This window comes from Mycobacterium sp. NGS22 (assembly GCF_059813095.1).
Map to the genome: position 1 here is coordinate 1 of NZ_JCALDY010000043.1, position 19,109 is coordinate 19,109.

Annotated in this window: 18 protein-coding genes; 12 read left to right on the forward strand and 6 right to left on the reverse strand. The window is 67.2% G+C overall.

Features of this window, described 5'->3' with window-relative positions:
- Positions 1–56: 56 nt before the first annotated feature.
- Positions 57–1,187, reverse strand: coding sequence for a nitronate monooxygenase (locus AC5Y47_RS24205; RefSeq protein ID WP_499946780.1), 1,131 nt, complete (start codon positions 1,185–1,187; stop codon positions 57–59).
- Positions 1,188–1,428: 241 nt separating this feature from the next.
- Here AC5Y47_RS24205 and AC5Y47_RS24210 point away from each other — a divergent pair, with 241 nt between their 5' ends.
- Genes AC5Y47_RS24210 through AC5Y47_RS24220 form a run of 3 tightly spaced genes read left to right on the forward strand, consistent with a single transcriptional unit; the run spans position 1,429 to position 5,341 of the window.
- Positions 1,429–3,360, forward strand: a complete 1,932-nt coding sequence (locus AC5Y47_RS24210; RefSeq protein WP_499946781.1) for a flavin-containing monooxygenase — start codon at positions 1,429–1,431, stop codon at positions 3,358–3,360.
- A 5-nt stretch (positions 3,361–3,365) separates the two neighbouring features.
- Positions 3,366–4,391 (forward strand): zinc-binding dehydrogenase, encoded by a 1,026-nt coding sequence (locus AC5Y47_RS24215; protein ID WP_499946782.1) that lies wholly within the window; start codon positions 3,366–3,368, stop codon positions 4,389–4,391.
- Positions 4,392–4,408: 17 nt separating this feature from the next.
- Complete coding sequence (locus AC5Y47_RS24220; RefSeq protein WP_499946783.1) at positions 4,409–5,341, forward strand: carbon-nitrogen hydrolase family protein; 933 nt, start codon at positions 4,409–4,411, stop codon at positions 5,339–5,341.
- Positions 5,342–5,345: 4 nt separating this feature from the next.
- Here the strand turns inward: AC5Y47_RS24220 and AC5Y47_RS24225 are convergent, their stop codons facing one another.
- Together AC5Y47_RS24225 and dtd are read right to left on the reverse strand one after the other, a co-directional pair.
- Entirely contained in the window at positions 5,346–6,254 is a 909-nt protein-coding gene (locus tag AC5Y47_RS24225; RefSeq protein WP_499946784.1) for a class I SAM-dependent methyltransferase, read from the reverse strand.
- Between the two features lie 18 nt (positions 6,255–6,272).
- On the reverse strand, positions 6,273–6,704 hold the full coding sequence (dtd, locus tag AC5Y47_RS24230; protein ID WP_499946785.1) for a D-aminoacyl-tRNA deacylase: 432 nt from the start codon (positions 6,702–6,704) through the stop codon (positions 6,273–6,275).
- A 32-nt stretch (positions 6,705–6,736) separates the two neighbouring features.
- Between dtd and AC5Y47_RS24235 the strand changes: the two genes are divergently transcribed.
- The 3 genes from AC5Y47_RS24235 to AC5Y47_RS24245 all read left to right on the forward strand — a co-directional run bounded on the left by AC5Y47_RS24235 (position 6,737) and on the right by AC5Y47_RS24245 (position 8,803).
- Positions 6,737–7,039: an MTH1187 family thiamine-binding protein gene (locus AC5Y47_RS24235; RefSeq protein ID WP_499946786.1), complete on the forward strand. Its 303-nt coding sequence runs from the start codon at positions 6,737–6,739 to the stop codon at positions 7,037–7,039.
- A gap of 161 nt (positions 7,040–7,200) precedes the next feature.
- Complete coding sequence (locus tag AC5Y47_RS24240; protein WP_499946787.1) at positions 7,201–7,428, forward strand: hypothetical protein; 228 nt, start codon at positions 7,201–7,203, stop codon at positions 7,426–7,428.
- A 79-nt stretch (positions 7,429–7,507) separates the two neighbouring features.
- Positions 7,508–8,803: a competence/damage-inducible protein A gene (locus tag AC5Y47_RS24245; RefSeq protein ID WP_499946788.1), complete on the forward strand. Its 1,296-nt coding sequence runs from the start codon at positions 7,508–7,510 to the stop codon at positions 8,801–8,803.
- Positions 8,804–8,851: 48 nt separating this feature from the next.
- On the opposite strand, the gene AC5Y47_RS24250 is transcribed toward AC5Y47_RS24245, so the two are convergent.
- Positions 8,852–10,114: a sialate:H+ symport family MFS transporter gene (locus tag AC5Y47_RS24250; protein WP_499946789.1), complete on the reverse strand. Its 1,263-nt coding sequence runs from the start codon at positions 10,112–10,114 to the stop codon at positions 8,852–8,854.
- A gap of 95 nt (positions 10,115–10,209) precedes the next feature.
- Between AC5Y47_RS24250 and AC5Y47_RS24255 the strand changes: the two genes are divergently transcribed.
- On the forward strand, positions 10,210–10,605 hold the full coding sequence (locus tag AC5Y47_RS24255) for a phage holin family protein (RefSeq protein ID WP_499946790.1): 396 nt from the start codon (positions 10,210–10,212) through the stop codon (positions 10,603–10,605).
- A gap of 180 nt (positions 10,606–10,785) precedes the next feature.
- Positions 10,786–11,208: an anti-sigma factor antagonist gene (locus AC5Y47_RS24260; RefSeq protein ID WP_499946791.1), complete on the forward strand. Its 423-nt coding sequence runs from the start codon at positions 10,786–10,788 to the stop codon at positions 11,206–11,208.
- Positions 11,209–11,223: 15 nt separating this feature from the next.
- Here the strand turns inward: AC5Y47_RS24260 and AC5Y47_RS24265 are convergent, their stop codons facing one another.
- The gene (locus tag AC5Y47_RS24265; RefSeq protein ID WP_499946792.1) at positions 11,224–11,700 is read right to left on the reverse strand and encodes an Rv1352/Rv1906c domain-containing protein; all 477 of its coding nucleotides are present in this window, start codon (positions 11,698–11,700) and stop codon (positions 11,224–11,226) included.
- Between the two features lie 151 nt (positions 11,701–11,851).
- Between AC5Y47_RS24265 and AC5Y47_RS24270 the strand changes: the two genes are divergently transcribed.
- Together AC5Y47_RS24270 and AC5Y47_RS24275 are read left to right on the forward strand one after the other, a co-directional pair.
- Positions 11,852–12,541, forward strand: a complete 690-nt coding sequence (locus AC5Y47_RS24270) for a hypothetical protein (RefSeq protein WP_499946793.1) — start codon at positions 11,852–11,854, stop codon at positions 12,539–12,541.
- Between the two features lie 4 nt (positions 12,542–12,545).
- Entirely contained in the window at positions 12,546–13,988 is a 1,443-nt protein-coding gene (locus AC5Y47_RS24275; RefSeq protein WP_499946794.1) for a class I adenylate-forming enzyme family protein, read from the forward strand.
- 21 nt (positions 13,989–14,009) lie between these two features.
- Here the strand turns inward: AC5Y47_RS24275 and AC5Y47_RS24280 are convergent, their stop codons facing one another.
- Positions 14,010–15,014: a zinc-binding dehydrogenase gene (locus AC5Y47_RS24280; protein ID WP_499946795.1), complete on the reverse strand. Its 1,005-nt coding sequence runs from the start codon at positions 15,012–15,014 to the stop codon at positions 14,010–14,012.
- Positions 15,015–15,131: 117 nt separating this feature from the next.
- On the opposite strand from AC5Y47_RS24280, the gene AC5Y47_RS24285 reads away from it, so the two are divergent.
- A complete protein-coding gene (locus tag AC5Y47_RS24285) occupies positions 15,132–16,415 on the forward strand; it encodes an RsbRD N-terminal domain-containing protein (protein ID WP_499946796.1) in 1,284 nt (427 codons plus the stop codon).
- Positions 16,416–16,541: 126 nt separating this feature from the next.
- Positions 16,542–18,830, forward strand: a complete 2,289-nt coding sequence (aceA, locus tag AC5Y47_RS24290; protein ID WP_499946797.1) for an isocitrate lyase ICL2 — start codon at positions 16,542–16,544, stop codon at positions 18,828–18,830.
- The last annotated feature ends 279 nt before the right edge of the window (positions 18,831–19,109 follow it).

Genomic DNA, 19,109 nt, shown 5'->3' on the forward strand with positions numbered 1-19,109 from the left:
ACTAGTTCTACCGTCGCGACCCGCTGCACCCGGCGACGCCGCGCCGACGATCGCCCCTAGACGCCGGCGGCCTCGTTGAGTTCGTCGAGTCGCGTCGTCGACTCCAGGTATTCCTGCACCCAGCGCTCGATCACCGTGGACGTCTTCTCCACCTTGCGGAACTGGCCGACGACCTGCCCCACCGGGTTGAAGGCCACGTCCACCGACTCGTTCGGGTAACGGTTGGTGGCCCGCACCGCCATCCCGGACACCATGTACTGCAGCGGCATACCGAGCGGCTTCGGGTTGTCCGGGTGCTCCCACGCCTCGGTCCAGTCGTTGCGCAGCATCCGGGCCGGCTTGCCGGTGAACGAACGGCTGCGGACGGTGTCCCGGCTGCCGGCCTTGATGTAGGCGGCCTGCTGAACCGGGGTGTTCGAGGACTCCTCGACCATCAGCCACTGCGAGCCGGTCCACGCGCCCTGACAACCCAGCGCCAGGGCAGCCGCGATCTGCTGGCCGCTGCCGATGCCGCCGGCACCCAGGACCGGGACGGGCGCCACCTCCTTGACGACCTGCGGCCACAACACGATCGAGCCGACCTCGCCGCAGTGTCCACCGGCCTCGCCACCCTGGGCGATGATGATGTCCACCCCGGCGTCGGCGTGCTTGCGGGCCTGCGACGGCGAGCCGCACAAAGCGGCCACGGTGCGGCCTGCGTCATGGATGTGCTTGATCATGTCCGCCGGGGGAGTGCCCAGCGCGTTGGCGATCATCGTCACCTTGGGGTGCTTGAGCGCCACCTCCACCTGCGGGGTGGCGGTGGCCTCGGTCCAGCCCAGCAACTGCAGGCTGTCACCGTCGCTGTCCTCGACCGGGACTCCGTGGTCGGCGAGGATCTTCTTGCTGAAGTCCAGGTGTTCCTGGGGCACCATGGATCGCAGCGTGTTGGTCAGGTCCTCGGCGGACTGGTGCGAGTCCATGCCCTCGTACTTGTTGGGGATCACGATGTCCACGCCGTAGGGGTGGTCGCCGATGTTCTCGTCGATCCAGTTCAGTTCGATCTCCAGCTGCTCCGGGGTGAAGCCGACCGCACCGAGCACGCCGAACCCGCCGGCTTTGCTGACGGCGACGACGACATCGCGGCAGTGGGTGAACGCAAAGATCGGAAACTCGATACCGAGTTGATCGCACAGGGCGGTGTGCATGCCTGCTCCTAGGAAGCTTGACCGAGCGGAAAAACTGCAACGTGTTCTAGTTTAGTACGGGGGCCTGTCGCTTGGCCAGCCAGGTCCCGCGCGCGGCGACTAATACCCGTCGCCTCGCCGGGCCGACGGCGACCCGTAGCCACAGCGCTTGATCCCGACAGCTACGGCGAGGTAGCGTGAAGCCCGCAATTACGAAACGACGGGTAGCGTAATTGCATCCCCGAAAGGATTTGGCCCCTCGATGCGCAGCCGGTACGCCGGGCAACCCTTCACCACGTCCACAGCCGAAATCGCCGCCGCGCTAGAGGATGTCAGCATCCCGACGCTGCTGCTGTCACTGGTGCACATCACCGGCGATCCCCGGTTCATCCGCGACTTCAAGCAGATGGGCATATTCCTCAACGAGGTTCAAGGATTCATGTCCGAGGAGGACAAGGCCCGAGCCCGCGCCGAGGCGCTACCGGTGATCGTCGACTATCGCGATCGCGGCTGCCCAGAGCCCGAACCGCTCAGCTACGACCTGATCCGGGAAATGATGGACTGGGCCGCGTGTGAACACGTTCCCGACGATTACCTGCCCCTGGCGCTCGAGGAGATCGACCTCGAAGGCGTGGATCCGCGCCGTCCGGTCACATTGCCGGCCGGTTCGATGGCCGACTTCCCGGTGCTCGTGATCGGGTGCGGCGAGTCCGGCATCCTGGCCGGAATTCGCCTCAAACAAGCCAACATTCCGTTCATCATCATCGAGAAGAACTCCGGACCGGGTGGAACATGGTGGGAGAACAGTTATCCCGGCGCACGCGTCGACGTCGCCAACCACTTCTACTGTTACAGCTTCGAACCCAACAACGACTGGACCCACTTCTTCGCCGAGCAGCCCGAGCTGCGCGACTACTTCACCCAGGTGATGGCCAACCACGACCTGGCCCGGCACGTGCGCTGGGACACCGAAGTCGTCTCGGCGACATGGCTTGACACGCAAGGCCATTGGTCCGTCGAGCTGCGCGCGACCGACGGCAGCCTCAGCACGGTGCAGGCGCGAGCGGTGATCACGGCGGTCGGACAGCTCAACCGGCCGCACGTCCCCGACTTCGACGGGGCCGACACATTCGCCGGTCCGTCGTTTCACTCCGCACGGTGGGATCATTCGGTCGACCTGACCGGCAAACGAGTAGCCCTGGTCGGCGCCGGTGCCAGCGGATTCCAGATCGCACCCGCGATCGCCGGCGACGTCGAGCAGCTGACGGTGTTCCAGCGCACCGCGCAATGGATGTTTCCCAACGCGATGTACCACGACGAGGTCGGCGCCGGCGTCCGCTGGGCGCTCCGTCATCTGCCGTGCTACGGGCGGTGGTATCGATTCCTGCTGTTATGGCCGGGCGCGGACAAAGGTCTGGACGCCGCGCAGGGCGACCCGAGCTACGCCGACCAGGACTATGCCGTCAGCGACATCAACGCGGCCGCCCGGATGATGTTCAGTCAGTGGATCACCAGCCAGGTCCCCGAGGGCGACGAGCTGCTGGCCCAGGTGCTGCCCGACTATCCGGCCACCGGCAAACGGACCCTGCAGGACAACGGCAGCTGGCTTCAAACGCTGCAACGCGACAACGTCGAACTGGTGCGCACCCCGATCGCGCGGATCACACCGCACGGCATCGAGACCGAGGACGGCACCACCCGGAACTTCGACGTGATCGTCTACGCCACCGGCTTCCGGCACACCGACGTGCTCTGGCCCTTGAACATCAAGGGCCGCAACGGAATCGATCTGCACGAGCTGTGGGGGAGCCGGCCTTACGCGTATCTGGGCGTCACCGTCCCTGGCTTCCCGAATCTCTTCCTGATCTATGGGCCCGGCACGCACCTGGCGCACGGCGGCAGCCTGATCTTCCAGTCCGAACTCCAGATGCGCTACATCAACCTGTGCTTGCAACGGATGGCCGAGGAAAACATCGTCGCCGTGGAGCCCACCGCAGACGCAGCCACCGAGTGGCATCAACGCACCCAGGCCGAGATCAAGAAGATGGTGTGGTCACATCCGGCCGTCAAACATTCGTACTTCAAGAACGCCGACGGGGAAATTCACACCGTCAGCCCGTGGCGCCTCAACGAGTACTGGGCCGCGGTGCGCGAGCCCGATTGGTCCAATTTCATTCTCCGACAGGGAAAGTGAGCGCGATGCGAACGGTAGTCGTCGACGGGCCCGCCAGCATCCGGGTCGACACCCGGCCCGATCCGGCCCTGACCGGACCGGACGGGGTGATCGTGCAGGTGAGCGCCGCCGGCATCTGCGGCTCGGACCTGCATTTCTACGAAGGCGACTACCCGATGGTCGAACCCATCGCGCTGGGCCACGAAGCCGTCGGCACCGTGGTCGAGGCGGGCCCGGAGGTCCGCACCGTGCGGGTCGGTGACGAGGTTCTGGTGTCGTCGGTGGCCGGCTGCGGAGCGTGCCCGGGATGCGCCACCAACGACCCGGTCATGTGTTATTCGGGTCTGAACATCTTCGGCGGCGGTGTGCTGCCGGGCGCTCAGACGGATCTGCTCGCGGTGCACGCGGCCGACTTTCAGGTCCGCAAGGTGCCCGAGGGGATTTCCACCGAACAGGCGCTGTTACTCACCGACAATCTGGCCACCGGCTGGGCTGCGGCGCAGCGCGCCGACATCCCGTACGGCGGCACCGTCGCCGTGATCGGACTGGGCGCGGTCGGATTGTGCGCGCTGCGCAGCGCGCTGACCCAAGGCGCGGCAACGGTTTTCGCGGTGGACCGGGTCGAGGGTCGACTGCAGCGCGCCGTCGAGTGGGGCGCCACCGCGGTGCCGGGACCGACGGTCGAGTCCATCCTCGCCGCGACGGGCGGACGCGGCGCCGACGCGGTGATCGACGCTGTCGCCACGGATGCCTCACTGACCGACGCGCTGGCCGCGGTGCGTCCCGGCGGCACCGTGTCGGTGGTCGGTGTGCACGACCTGCAACCGTTTCCGTTCCCCGCCCTCATGTCCCTGATCCGCAGCATCACCGTGCGCTGGACGACGGCGCCGGTACAGCGCACCTGGCCGGAGTTGATCCCGCTGCTGCAAACCGGGCGCCTCGATGTCGAGGGCATCTTCACCACCACGATGCCGCTGGACGAAGCGGCCCAGGCTTACCGCACCGCGGCGGCGCGGACCGGTGATACGGTCAAAATCCTGTTGACGCCGTAGCGTTCCACCGTGGCAGCATGGTGTTCATGCGTTGCGCCGCAATCCAGCTCGAAGCCGTACCGGCCGACGTCGACGCGAACCTGGCCACCATCGAACGTCTCGTCGAGGACGCGGTCCAGGCCGGCGCGGAGACGATTGCGCTGCCCGAATTCTTCACCACCGGCATCGGGTTCTGGCCCGATCTCGCCGATGCCGCGCTGCCGCCCGACGGCAAGGCCACCGAACTGCTGCTGGGTCTGGCCCGGCGCCACGACGTGATGGTCGGCGGCTCGTTGCTGATCCGGGACGACGACGGCAACGTCCGCAATGCCTACCTGCTCGCGACGGCCGCCGGATTGGCCGGGCGCCATGACAAGGACCTGCCGACGATGTGGGAGAACGCCTTCTACGTCGGCGGTGACGACGACGGCGTGATCGAGACGGACGCAATGACCGTAGGGGCGGCGGTGTGCTGGGAACTGATGCGCACTCAGACGGTGCGCCGACTGCGTGGACGCATCGATCTGGCGATGACCGGGTCGGGGTGGTGGTCGATTCCCGAGTGGTGGCCGCGCGCGAGCTTCCGCCGGCTGGAGGCGCGCAACGCGGCCACAGCACGACGGGCTGCGGCATCCTTGGCGAGCTACGTCGGCGCACCGGTGCTGCATGCCGCGCACGCGGGCCCGCTACGGTGCCGAATGCCGTGGCTGCCGATCCGATACCGCGGCCGATTCGAGGGTGGCACCCTGATCGTGGCGGCCGACGGCACCGTGCTGGCCGGCCGCGACGAGGCCGACGGGGAAGGCATCGTCGTCGCCGAGGTCGAAATCGGGCGCCGGACGCCAACTTCCAACGCGCCCAGCGGTTTCTGGCTGCATCGGCGCGGAGCGCTGCCGGCCGCGGTGTGGCACTATCAACGCCTGCACGGCCGCCACTACTACCGTCGGCACGTCGCCGGGACGGCGTCCTGAGGGCTCAGCGCTGGGCGACGATGTACTGGGAGTGCATGTAGCCGTCGATCGTGATGTCCACCTCGAACGGGGTCAATCCGTAACCGGCCTGCAGATCCGGGTTGTTGCGCACCGGTTCGACCGCCCAACCATGTGCGGCCAGCCACTCCGCCGGGTCCAGCGGGTTCTCGTAGGTCAGGGAGGAGAAGTCGACATCACCGGCCAGGTTGACCCCTGGGTGCTCCTCTTCGAGTGCGGCCAGCTGCTGGTGATCCAGCCGAGACCCCAACGCGCCTATGGCAAGTCGACTGCCCGGGGAACTCAACTCGGTGATGCCGGCGAACAGCGCTTCGTGGGCGGCGCTGGTCAGGTAGGGCAGTAGCCCTTCCAGCGACCAGGCGCTCGGACGCTGCGGGTCGAATCCGGCGGCCAGCAGTGCAGCGGGCCAGTCCGCGCGCAGATCGGCGGCGGCCTCGCGCCGCTCGGCCTTCGGCGCCGCGCCGTGCTCGCTGAGCACCTGCGCCTTGAATTCCAGGACTTTGGGCAGGTCGATCTCGAAAACCGTTGTCCCCGTTGGCCATTGCAGCCGGTAGGCCCGGGAGTCCAGACCCGCGGCGACGATCACCGCTTGCCGGATGCCCGCATCACCGGCAGTTGCAAAGAACTCGTCGAAGAACCGCGTCTGCACGCCGTACAGGCGCGGGAAAGCGTTCTCGTGGTCGGAGGTTCCCGGGTTGGCCAACAGTTCGGTCAGATAATCGTCGCCCGAGGCCTCGATGAAGAGCTTCGCGTAGTCGTCGCGCACCAATGGCTGCTCGTTGACGGCATGCAGCGCACGCCAGGCGGCTACCAGTAGAGCCGTGTAGCCGACACCGCTGACGATGTCCCATTCGTCGTCGTCGGAGCGTAGCGATCCGAACTCAGGGGGCGTCATAGCTTCCGAACGTACCCGTCAGAGCTCCAAAAGCACGGTCACCGGCCCGTCATTGACCAACTCGACCTGCATGTGAGCGCCGAAGACACCGGTCTCCACCCGCGCGCCCGCGCGGCGTAGCGCCTCGGTGAACGTCGCAACGAGGGGCTCGGCGACCGCGGCCGGGGCGGCGGCGTTCCACGATGGGCGGCGCCCCTTGGCGGTGTCGGCGTACAGGGTGAACTGACTGACCACCAGGATCGGCGCGTCGACGTCGGATGCGGACTTCTGGCCGGACAGGATCCGCAACGTCCACAGCTTCTCGGCCAGGCGCTGCGCTGTTTCGGGTCCGTCGGTGTGCGTGACGCCGACGAGGGCGAGCAGCCCCTGTCCGTCCGGGCGGATGGCGCCGACCTGTTCGCCGTCCACCGAGACGGTGGCCGACGAGACCCGTTGCACCAGAACCCGCATGAGCCCCGATGCTGCCATGCGACAGTGAAGGAATGTCTGTGCTGGTCGCGTTTTCCGTCACTCCGCTAGGTGTAGGCGAGGCCGTCGGTGAGATCGTCGCCGAAGCGGTTCGGGTGGTCCGCGAATCGGGACTGCCCAACAGGACCGACTCGATGTTCACCGTGATCGAAGGCGATACCTGGGAGCAGGTGATGGCCGTGGTGCAGCGCGCGGTGGAGGCCGTCGCCGCCCGGGCACCGCGGGTCAGCACGGTGATCAAGGCGGACTGGCGAACCGGGGTCAGCGATGCGATGACGCGAAAGGTCGAGTCGGTCGAACGCTATCTGTCGAGTTGATCGGCCTGGCAAACCCGGTGCTCAGCGCTGCGCGTAGCGTGGTGCGGATCCACGCACGGCAACCAGGAGGCGCAATGATGGCCCGTTTCCCAGCTCCAGAACCCAGCGCATGACCGGCGGCGCAGGCGGGCCCGGCGGGGCCGGCGGTCAGGGCGGCGCGGGTGGTCGAGGCGGAGCCGGCGGTCGCGGTGGCGCGGGCGGTCGCGGTGGCGACGGTGGTCGCGGGGGCGACGGCGGCCCCGGCGGCCCCGGTGGCGATAGCGGCCCCGGCGGTCAGCCGGGCGAAGGCGGCCCCGGTGGCGCCGGCGGCGAACCCGGTCAGCCGGGCCAGCCCGGTCAACCGGGTCAGCCCGGTCAGCCCGGAAGTCCCGGCGAGCGTGGGGGATTGACCGATCCGGGAATCCCCGGCCAGCAAGGCAGCCCCAGCACTTAAGAATCAACTCGGTGGCGGTGCGTAGTGTCGTCACGGTGAGCGCACGCGCGGGCATCGTGGTCACCGGCACCGAGGTTCTGACCGGACGGGTCCAAGATCAGAACGGGCCCTGGATCGCCGATCGTCTGCTGGAACTGGGTGTCGAACTCGCCCACATCACCATCTGCGGTGACCGCCCCGCCGACATCGAAGCGCAACTGCGCTTCATGGCCGATCAGGGCGTCGATCTGATCATCACCAGCGGCGGGCTGGGGCCCACCGCCGACGACATGACCGTCGAGGTGGTGGCCCGATTCTGTGGCCGCGAGTTGGTCCTGGACGACGCGCTGGAGAACCGGATCGCCGACATCCTCAAGTCGCTGATGGCGCGCAATCCAGCATTCGCGGCGCTGCTGGAGCCGGGCAACTTCGAGTCGGTGCGGACCGCCAACCGCAAGCAGGCCATGATCCCGGTCGGAGCGCAGATCCTCGATCCGGTAGGCACCGCACCCGGCGTCGTGGTCCCTGGCAAGCCCGCGGTGCTGGTGCTTCCCGGACCCCCACGCGAACTCCAGCCCATGTGGCACAAGGCCGTCGACACCCCCGGGGTGCAGGAGGCGATCGCCGGCCGGACGGTCTACCGGCAGGACATGGTGCGGATGTTCGGACTGCCCGAGTCCGGGCTGGCCGAGACGCTGCGGGAAGCCGAGACCGCCATCGCGGGTTTCGAGGCGCTGGAGATCACCACCTGTCTGCGCCGGGGTGAGCTGGAGATCGTCACCCGCTACGAGCCGGCCGCCGAACAGGTCTACGCACAGTTGAGCCAACTGCTCCGCGATCGCCACGGTGCGCAGGTGTTCTCCGAAGACGGTTCGCAAGTCGACGATCTGGTCGCCGCCCTGCTCGCCGGACGCCGTATCGCCACCGCAGAATCCTGCACCGCGGGGTTGCTCGCGGCGCGGCTGACCGATCGGGCCGGCTCGTCGGACTACGTGGTCGGCGGGGTGGTGTCCTACGCCGACGAGGCCAAGGTGCAGTTACTCGGCGTCGACGCGGGCCTGATCGAGCAGCATGGGGCGGTGTCCGAGCCGGTCGCGCAGGCGATGGCGGCGGGCGCGCTGACACGCTTCGGCGCCGACACCGCCGTGGCCATCACCGGAATCGCCGGCCCTGGCGGTGGCACCGAGGAGAAACCGGTCGGCACAGTATGTTTCACGGTCGCGCTGGCGGACGGAACCGGCGTCACCCGCACCCTGCGGCTGCCCGGCAACCGCTCCGACGTCCGGGAACGTTCCACCACCGTCGCGATGCACATGCTGCTGCGGACGTTGAACGGTTCCGAAGCGGGCTGAGCGCCGGCCGCGGATCGACCGGGGACGCGGTGGACGCCGGTCCGCAGCTCACTCGACTTCGCTTGGCAGAAAAGTGGATTCAGCAGTGCCGAACCGAATTCCGGTGGCGTCCTTGCCGATCCACGTCAGCACCGCGACCATGACCAGCACCGGCAGGATCGTGGCCGCGAGTGCGAACGGGTAACCGTGGGTCGCGGCCAGGTGCTCCTGAATCGGCAGGTTGAACGCGGCCAGCAGGTTTCCCAACTGATAGGTCACGCCGGGATACAGGCCGCGAATGGCGTCCGGCGACATCTCGGTCAGGTGAGCGGGAATTACTCCCCACGCACCCTGCACGCACACCTGCATCAGGAACGAACCCAGGCACAGCATGGCCGCGGTGCGTGAGTAGGCGAACAGCGGCACGATCGGCAACCCCACCACCGCGCAGAACACGATGGTGTAGCGGCGGCCGAATCGCTGCGACAACGTGCCGAAGACCAGACCGCCGACGATCGCGCCGACGTTGTAGACCACCACGATCCAGCGGGCGGTCGCGCTGGACAGCGCGGCGCCGTCGTCGGTGGTCGCTTTCAGGAAGGTGGGGTAGACGTCCTGGGTTCCGTGACTCATCCAGTTGAAAGCCGTCATCAGCAACACCAGGTAGCAGAACCGACGGATGACCTTGGCCTCGCGCAGCACGTCGCGAACTCTGGTCTTGGTCAGCCGCATGCGGTCCTGCGTGGCTTCCCACACCTCGGATTCCTCCACGCGATACCGGATGATCAGGCTGACCAGGGCCGGGATGATGCTCAGCGCGAACAACCAGCGCCACGACAGGTCCAGCCAGTTCATCACCACCAACGAGGCGACGGTGGCCAGCAGGTAGCCGAACGAGTAGCCCTCCTGCAGCAACCCGGAGAAGAAGCCCCGCCGTTCGGCCGGAACCTTCTCCATCGCCAGCGCGGCCCCCAGTCCCCACTCACCGCCCATGCCGATGCCGTACAGCAGCCGCAGGATCACCAGCACGGTGAAGTTGGGCGCGAACGCGCACAGGAATCCGACCACCGAGTAGAAGATGACGTCGACCATCAGCGGCAGCCGTCGTCCGACCCGGTCGGCCCACAGCCCGAACAGCAGCGCGCCTAGCGGTCGCATCGCCAGCGTGGCGGTGGTGAGGAACGCGACCTCGGTCTTGCTGCGGTGAAACGTCTCGGCGATGTCGGCGTAGACCAGCACGACGATGAAGTAGTCGAAGGCGTCCATCGTCCAGCCCAGGAACGCCGCGAGGAAGGAGTTGCGCTGGTCGCTGGTCAGGCGCTGTCTGGTCACGTCAGCATCGTGGCCTACCCGACGCCATCCCGCGAGCGCGGCGCACCGCGCGGCCTGAACCGGCTGCATTGCGCCCGTGGTGGCAGGATCGCCGGATGGTGCCTTTTTTGCTGCGCGCGGCGTTGACCGGGTTCGCGTTGTGGGTGGTGACGCAGTTCGTATCCGGGCTGCGCTTCGTCGGCGGTGACACTACGTTGCGGCGCGTCGGCATCATCTTCGTCGTCGCGGTGCTCTTCGGTCTGGTCAACGCCATCGTCAAGCCGATCGTGCAGATCCTGTCGATCCCGATGTACATCCTGACGCTGGGGCTGTTCCACATCGTCGTCAACGCGTTCATGCTCTGGATCACCGCTCGGATCACCGAGCACACCACCCACTGGGGACTGCAGATCGACCACTTCTGGTGGACGGCGATCTGGGCGGCCATCCTGCTGTCCATCGTCAGCTGGATTCTGTCGCTCCTGACGCGTCGCGCTTCGCGGAGCACGTAAATTTCCGGCGCGACACCCTAGGTTGTCAGCGCCTGTTGCACATATGCTTATTAAGCCCGTAATCACGAAGACCACTCGCTGAACCCCGCGAACACCTACGCTGTTTTTCGGTACGACGACGTTGCCGCCTTCAGAACCGAAGGCATCCTCAGCCACCACGACGACGGGACATTGCGAACGATGAAGACTGTCGCGATCAAATCATCGCCAGCTCCATCCAGCACGCGGCTGAATTCTCAAATCACCGATCCCAGCAGCGGTTTGCGAGCGCTCACCGAATGCACCGGCTCGGCGGTGGTCGTCCATGTCGGCGGTGACATCGATGCCAGCAACGAGACCATTTGGCAGCGTCTGGTGAACCGAAGCGCCTCGATCGCGATTGCGCCGGGACCGTTCGTCATCGACATCCGGGAACTGGACTTCCTGGGATCGTGCGCCTACGCCGTGCTGGCACAAGAGTCGGTGCGGTGTCGTCGGCGCGGGGTGAATCTGCGGCTGGTCAGCGATCAGCCGATCGTGGCCCGTACCATCGCCGCCTGCGGCCTGCGCCGCCTGCTGCCGATGTACACCACGGTCGAGGGCGCCCTGGCCCCACCGGCCTGAGTCCCGACCGGGGGGCTATGGCCCGTGCTGACCGTTCGGCGCGAGCAGCCCGTTCAGGATGCCGAGGGCGGTTTGCACCTGCGGACCCGCGGCCGCGGGTGGCGGTGCCTCGCCCGACGGCTGCCAGGGCTGGCAACCACTGGTCTTGAACGCCTTGTCGGTGGCCTCGATCTGCACGACCTGGGGCCGTTTGGTCATCGCGTTGTCGATCAGTGCACCGTCGGGATTACCCATCCGCTTCCAGTAGCAGGTGCCGTTGCCGACGGGCCCGGCGGAGGCATACACCCCCGGGGCGATGTCTTTGCCGACGGTGAAGACGCCGTCATGGTCGATGGTCGTCCTGGGTGCCGCGGCCGGCGCAGCGGCGCCCGGGGGAGCCGGGGCCGGGGACGGGGTCGGCTCCGGGTCGGCGGCCGCGACACCCAGCGAGCCCGCCCAGCCTGCGACCAACAGTGCAGCGACGCCGAAAACTCGCGCTTGCTTAGAACTCATAACTAAACAGCGTACTCGGCGAGCGGCCCGGACGGTGCGCCTGAGATATTGACGAGTGCGTAGAGCCGGCGTGGACAGGAAGATTCGTCCCGATTAACGTCCCTGCAAATAGTGGGCGAGAAGGCGTTCGGAGGTCTGGGCGTTGCTGTTCATGCATGAAGTCCATACGGTGCGCGGGCGCGCCGAGGATGAATTCGAGGCGGCGTTTCGCGAAGGCTGGATGCCCACGCTGGCCGCCGGCGACGAGGCCCGGCTGCTGTGGTACACCAACCAGGCCCAGGGCAGCGGCCCGGCATACACCGTCATCACCGTGACCGCGGTTCGCGACGGCGCGGCCTGGGAACGACTGACCAAGCGGGTGCAGCAGGGGGACCTGCGGGACTGGATGCATCACACCGACGAACTGCGCCACGGAGTCGACGCCAAGCTGCTGGTGCCGCTGCCGTGGTCGCCGATGCAAGAGGTGTCGTTCGACGATGTGCCGGTGGACGGGCGCGAGCACGATATGAGCCTCTACATGGAAGACACCATGTGGCCCTACGAGGACAAGTTCGAGGAATACATCCTGCGGTGCGGGGACGTTTATGCCCGCGGCCTGGAACAGCCGGCGTCCATGCTGCGGATGCATGCGTCGTTCCAGCCCGCCCTGGGCAGTCACCTGCGCCGCGAAGTGATCCTGATGCAGCAGATCAGTCGTCCCGAGGCGCTGCTCGACCTGCTACGCACCCATATCCCGGCCGAATACCGGACTCCCGGAACGTGGCTGCACGATGCGCTGGACTTACGGGATCAGTGGACCAGTCGGCTGCTGCGGACCTCGACCTGGTCGCCGCTGTACTGAGTACATGAACATCGGGACCATCGTCGACGCCGCGGCGACACACGATCCGCAGCGCACCGCGCTCGTCATCGACGACCGCCCGTACAGCTATGCCGAACTCGCCGGGGCCGTGCGAGCCTGCGCGGCCGGCTTGGCTGCACACGGTGTCCGCCCCGGCGACCGCGTCGCCGTCGTCGACACCGCGAGCCTTCTTTCGATCGCCGCCCTGCTCGGAGCGGCCCGCATCGGCGCCGCGGCAGCGCTGATGAATCCGGCGTTGACGCCGCCGGAACTGCGGGCACTGCTCGACAACGCCGGTTGCACGGACGTGGCGGTGGCGGGGCAGACGCACGCCGACCGCCTGCGCGAAGCGGCGGTGCCCACCGTTTTGACGGCGTCCGAACTCCTCGCCGGCGACGAACGGCCGGCACCTCCGGTATGCGTCGATGACGGCCTGCCCGCGATGGTCCTGTTCACCAGCGGCACCACCGGCCTGCCCAAGACGGTCCCGATCGGCAGCCGGCAACTCACCGCACGGCTCAACCGGACATCCGAGCCGTTCTCGCCGGACACCGCGCCCGACGCGGTGATGATGTGCGTGCCCTACTTCCACGTGGGAGGGTCGCTCGGCTTGCTCGCCAGTCTGTACTCGGGCAACACCCTGGTGGTGCAGCGCCGGTTCGACGCCGGCCAGTGGCTGCGACTGGTGTCCGGGCATCGGGTGACCGCAATGTTCTTGGTGCCCACGATGATTCATCGAATTCTGGAACATCCCGACTTCGCCGCCACCGACCTGTCCTCGCTGTCCGCGATCACCTACGGGGCCGCGGCCGCGCCGAAGACGTTGATGCGCAAGGCAATTGCGGCCCTTCCGCACGTGGCATTCACCAATGTGTTCGGCCAGACCGAGACGCTGGGCACCTACGCCAACCTGCTGCCCGAGGATCACCATGATCCAGCCCGGACCGGATCGGTGGGACGGCCCCTTCCCGGCGTCGACGTGCGCGTGGTCGACCCGGACACCGGTGTGGAAGTGGAGGTCGGCGCGGTCGGCGAGATCTGGGTCGACAGCCCGCTGAACAGCACCGCGGGGTGGTTGCGCACCGGTGATCTGGGCCGTAGGGACGCCGACGGCTACCTGTACCCGAGCGGCCGGCTGCGCGACACCATCAACCGTGGCGGCGAGAAGTTCGGGCCCATCGAGGTGGAGGAGGCGCTGCGGTCCCATCCGGCGGTGCGTGACGTTGCGGTGGCCGGAGTCGACGACGAAGAACTCGGCCAGCGGGTAGGTGCCGCGGTGGTGTCGCGCGCGCCGGTGACGCTGGAGGAACTGCGATCGCACTGCGCGGATCTGATCGCCTACTTCAAATTGCCGGAGCGACTGAGGATTGTCGACGACATTCCCTACAACGTGACCGGCAAAGTCGACCGCAGCCGGCTCGCCGCGCTGATCGCGGCCGCGGACTGACACGCGGATTGCTGTCCGCCGTTACGGCACCAGCACCACCTTGCCGATGTTCTCCCGCGCCGCCAGAATCCGGTGTGCCTCAGGGGCTTCGGAGAACGGGACCGCGGCGTGCACGACCGGTGCCACGATGCCGTCGTCGAGCGCTTGGCGCAGTGGCGTGATCCAAGGTTCGAGCGTGCCCCGGTCATCCCACAACCGCAGCATGTTCAGGCCGATGACGGTCTTGGACTCCGATAGCTGATCGATCAGATTGAACCCGCGCAGCATCGCCAGCGCGTGCGGCGCCGCCCTGCGCAGCGACCGCTTCTCGCCTTCCTGCAGATTCGAGATGCCGTAGCCGACAAGCCGTCCGCCCGGCCGCAGCAGATCGTAGGACCGTCGCAACGACGTGCCGCCCAGGGCGTCGAGCACCAGATCGTAGGGCTGCAGCCCCTTCCACCAACCGTCACGGCGGTAGTCGATCGCCCGGTCTACACCCAGTTCGGCCAGCTTCTGGTGCTTTGCGGGCGAGGCGGTGCCGTGTATCTCGGCCCCGGCGGCTTTGGCGAACTGGACGGCCGCGATGCCCACACCGCCGGCCGCGGCGTGGATGAGCACCCGTTCGCCGGCGCGCAGCGACCCGTAGCCGTGCAGGCCCGCCCACGCGGTGGCGTAGTTGACCGGAACCGCCGCGCCCTGTTCGAAGCTCACCGACTCCGGCAACGGCACCGAGTCGGCCGCGGCGACGTTGACGATCTCGGCGTAACCACCGAAACGCGTTCCGGCCAAGACCCTTTCGCCGATCCGGCTGTCTTCCACTCCGTCGCCTACGGCCACCACGGTGCCGGCCACTTCGTAGCCGACCACGGCGGGGAGGTCGGGTGCGTCGGGATACAGGCCGACACGCGCGAGGTGATCGGCGAAATTGACGCCGGCGGCCCGGACTTCGATGCGCAGCTGGCCCGGTCCCGGCGGTGGCGGGTCCGGACGCTGCAGTACCTGCAGGACCGACGGTCCGCCATGTTTGGTGATGACGACTGCGCGCACGGTTTCTCCTTGTTCGGTTGCGGTACGTCTCCGTCATACACTCCCGGCCTCGCCACCGGATAGCGGCGGGCTCGGAGTTCTACCGGTTCCGTCGCGAGTGGCGTTACCGTTCCAAGAGTGAGCTATTCGTCCGGTGACGACGAGGTGCACGCCTGTGTCTTGACGATCGCGACCGGGCTGCAACGGCAGGTCGCCGACATCAGCACGACGATTCAAAAAGCGCTCGAAGAACAGGTCCCCGAACTGCGCGGCGATGCGCACATGCTCGAGTTGATGGGCGCCAGCATCCGGGCCAACATCGAGACGATCTTCGATGCACTGCTGCATGACATCCCGGTAGACGAAATCACCGCTCCCGATGCGGCACTGGAGTATGCCCGCCGGGTGGCCCAGCACGACGTACCGGTCACGTCTCTGGTGCGGGCGTATCGACTCGGGCAGCGGCACATGACCGAGCTGGTGTTCACCGAACTGCGTGCCCTCGACGTCGAACCCACCACCAGGGTCGCCGTGATCGAGGTGATCACCACATTGGTGTTCGAATACGTCGACCTGGTGTCCCAACACGTGGTCAGCGCGTACGAAGACGAACGCCAGCACTGGCTGGAAAACCAGAACAGCATCCGCGCGATGAGGGTCCGGGACGTGCTTGCCGACGGATCCGCCGTCGACGTCGACATCACCTCTGCCACAATCCGTTACCCGTTGCGGTGGCAACACGTCGCGGTCATCGCGTGGCAGCCGGACCCGGCGACCGAACACGACGAGCTGGCCCGCATGCAGCGCTTCGTCCGCAGCTTGGCCGGGGCCGTCGACGCCTCCGCGGCGCCGTTGTTCGCCGCCGCCGACCGGACCAGCGCCTGGGGCTGGCTGCCGTTTCGAACCGCGCCCGGCGACATCGTCGCAAAGGTGCGCCAATTCGCCCGTGTCCGAGAGGATTCGCCGTCCATCGCGCTGGGCGCGATCGGCACCGGGGTGGGTGGATTCCGTCGTTCCCACCGTCAGGCCCAGCGGGTGCGGTCGGCGGTGTCGGCCGGCGGCCCGGCGCACTCGGATGCTCAGCGGACGGTGGCCGCGGCCACCGATCCGGACCTGGCGGCCGTGGCGTTGCTCGGCACCGACACCGCCGAAATCCGCGGATGGGTGGCCGATGTCCTCGGCCCGCTGGCCGCCGACACCGACGACGACGCGCTGCTGCGAGAGTCGTTGCGGGTGTTCCTGCACAGCGGATCCGTCCACGAGGCCGCGGCACGCGATCTCGATGTCCCCTTCACCGTGCTGAGGAACCGGGTGGAGCAAGCCGTCGCTCGTCGCGGACGTCCGATCGATGACCGCGTCGACGTCGAATTGGCGCTGGCCGCCTGCCATCGGTACGGCGCGGCCGTACCGGGACCGAGCTGACGCTCGCCCCGGACGGGGCGCGAAAGCCATTGTGATGCAGGCCCCTCGGCCGGTGATTCAGATCACTATCTTGGGGCATACACTTCGTGCGTCAGGTGAATCGGGGCTGAAGAGGAGCGTAAGGCCATGGCCATCGCCGAAACGGACAATGCGGTCCAATCACAGTTCGAGGAAGACGTCGCCGCGACGCAGCGCTACTTCGAGAGCCCGCGCTTCGCCGACATCACCCGCCTCTACACGGCCCGCCAGGTCGTCGAGCAACGCGGCACGATCCCGGTCGACTACACCGTGGCACGCGAGGCGGCGGCCGCCTTCTTCCCGCGCCTGCGCGAACTGTTCGCCGAGAAGAAGAGCGTCACCACCTTCGGCCCCTATTCACCGGGGCAGGCGGTGAGCATGAAGCGGATGGGCATCGAGGCCATCTACCTGGGCGGCTGGGCGACCTCGGCCAAGGGTTCGGTCACCGAGGACCCGGGACCGGACCTGGCCAGCTATCCGTTGAGCCAGGTGCCCGACGATGCCGCGGTGCTGGTGCGTGCGCTGCTGACCGCCGACCGCAACCAGGAATATCAGCGGCTGAACATGAGTGAGCGCCAGCGCGCGTCGGCCACCTTCTTCGACTACCGGCCGTTCATCATCGCCGACGCGGACACCGGTCACGGCGGAGATCCGCACGTGCGCAACCTGATTCGACGTTTCGCCGAGGTCGGCGTGCCGGGCTACCACATCGAGGACCAGCGCCCGGGCACCAAGAAGTGCGGCCACCAGGGCGGCAAGGTCCTGGTCCCCTCGGACGAACAGATCAAGCGACTCAACGCCGCCCGGTTCCAGCTCGACATCATGCGGGTGCCCGGCATCATCGTCGCGCGCACCGACGCCGAGGCGGCCAACCTGCTCGACAGCCGCGGCGACGAACGCGACCAGCCGTTCCTGCTCGGGGCCACCAACCTCCAGGTGCCGTCGTACAAAGCGTGTTTCCTGGCGATGATGCGGCGGTTCTACGACTCGGGTGTCGAGGAACTCAACGGGCACCTGCTGTATTCGCTCAGCGACGACGAGTACGCCGAGGCGGGCGCGTGGCTGGAGCGTCAGGGAATCACCGAGCTGATCGCCGAGGCGATCAAGACGTGGCGGGAGAACGGCGAGACCTCGATCGACGACGTGTACGACGACGTCGAATCGCGGTTCGTGGCCGCCTGGGAGGACGACGCCGGGGTGCTCACCTACGGGGAAGCGGTCGCCGAGGTCCTGGAATTCGGTGAGAGCGACGACGAGCCGCGTGGGATGAGCGCACAGGATTGGCGCACGTTCGCCGCCACGGCGTCGCTCTATGACGCGCGACGCAAGGCGAAAGAGTTGGGTGTCGACCCGGGATGGGACTGCGAGCTGGCCAAGACGCCGGAGGGCTACTACCAGATCCGCGGCGGCATCCCCTATGCGATCGCGAAGTCGCTGGCCGCTGCGCCGTTCGCCGACATCCTGTGGATGGAGACCAAGACCGCTGATCTGGCCGACGCACGCCAGTTCGCCGATGCCATCCATGCCGTGTATCCCGACCAGATGCTGGCCTACAACCTGTCGCCGTCGTTCAACTGGGACACCACCGGCATGACCGACGAGGAGATGCGCGAGTTCCCCGCGGAGCTGGGCAAGATGGGGTTCGTCTTCAACTTCATCACCTACGGCGGTCACCAGATCGACGGCGTCGCCGCCGAGGAGTTCGCCACCAACCTCCGCCAGGACGGGATGCTGGCGCTGGCCCGGCTGCAACGCAAGATGCGCCTGGTCGAGTCGCCGTACCGCACGCCGCAGACGTTGGTGGGCGGGCCGCGCAGCGACGCCGCGCTGGCGGCGTCCTCGGGACGCACGGCGACCACCAAATCCATGGGCAAGGGGTCCACCCAGCACCAGCACCTGGTGCAGACCGAGGTGCCCAAGAAGCTGCTCGAGGAGTGGCTGGCGGTGTGGAGCGAGCACTATCAGCTGGGCGAGAAGCTCCGGGTCACGCTGCGGCCCCGCCGCGCCGGTTCGGATGTGCTGGAACTGGGGATCTACGGGGACGCCGACGAGCAGCTGGCCAACGTCGTCGTCGACCCCATCAAGGACCGGCACGGCCGGAGCATCCTGCAGGTACGTGACCAGAACACCTTCGCCGAGAAGCTACGCCAGAAGCGGCTGATGACCTTGATCCATCTGTGGCTGGTGCACCGGTTCAAGGCCGACGCGGTCTATTACGTCACGCCGACCGAGGACAACCAGTACCAGACCGAGAAGATGAAGTCGCACGGCATCTTCAGCGAGGTGTATCAGGAGGTCGGCGAGATCATCGTCGCCGAGGTGAACAAGCCTCGTATCGAGGAACTGCTCACCTCCGACGGCGCGGCGTTGCGGAAGCTGATCCTCAAGGAAAACTGAGCGCGAATCTTCTCCCTAGTCTCCCCGGCGCCGGCTGCGCCGGGGAGATTTCGTCTCTTGCGTCGCCGACAGCGAACCGGCGATGGACACTGCCCGCACCCGGTGACCACCTGCCATACAAGAAGGCCGAATTCATGCAATTAAAGGTCGCTTGTAAAGCAAATAGACGTTTTCTATGACGGCTATAACGTTTCGATAACGAACGCCGGATCTAGTCGAGATTCGGCAGGCGAGTAATAGCATCGGCGGGTCGGGCCACTTTTGGGAAAGCGGGTTCTA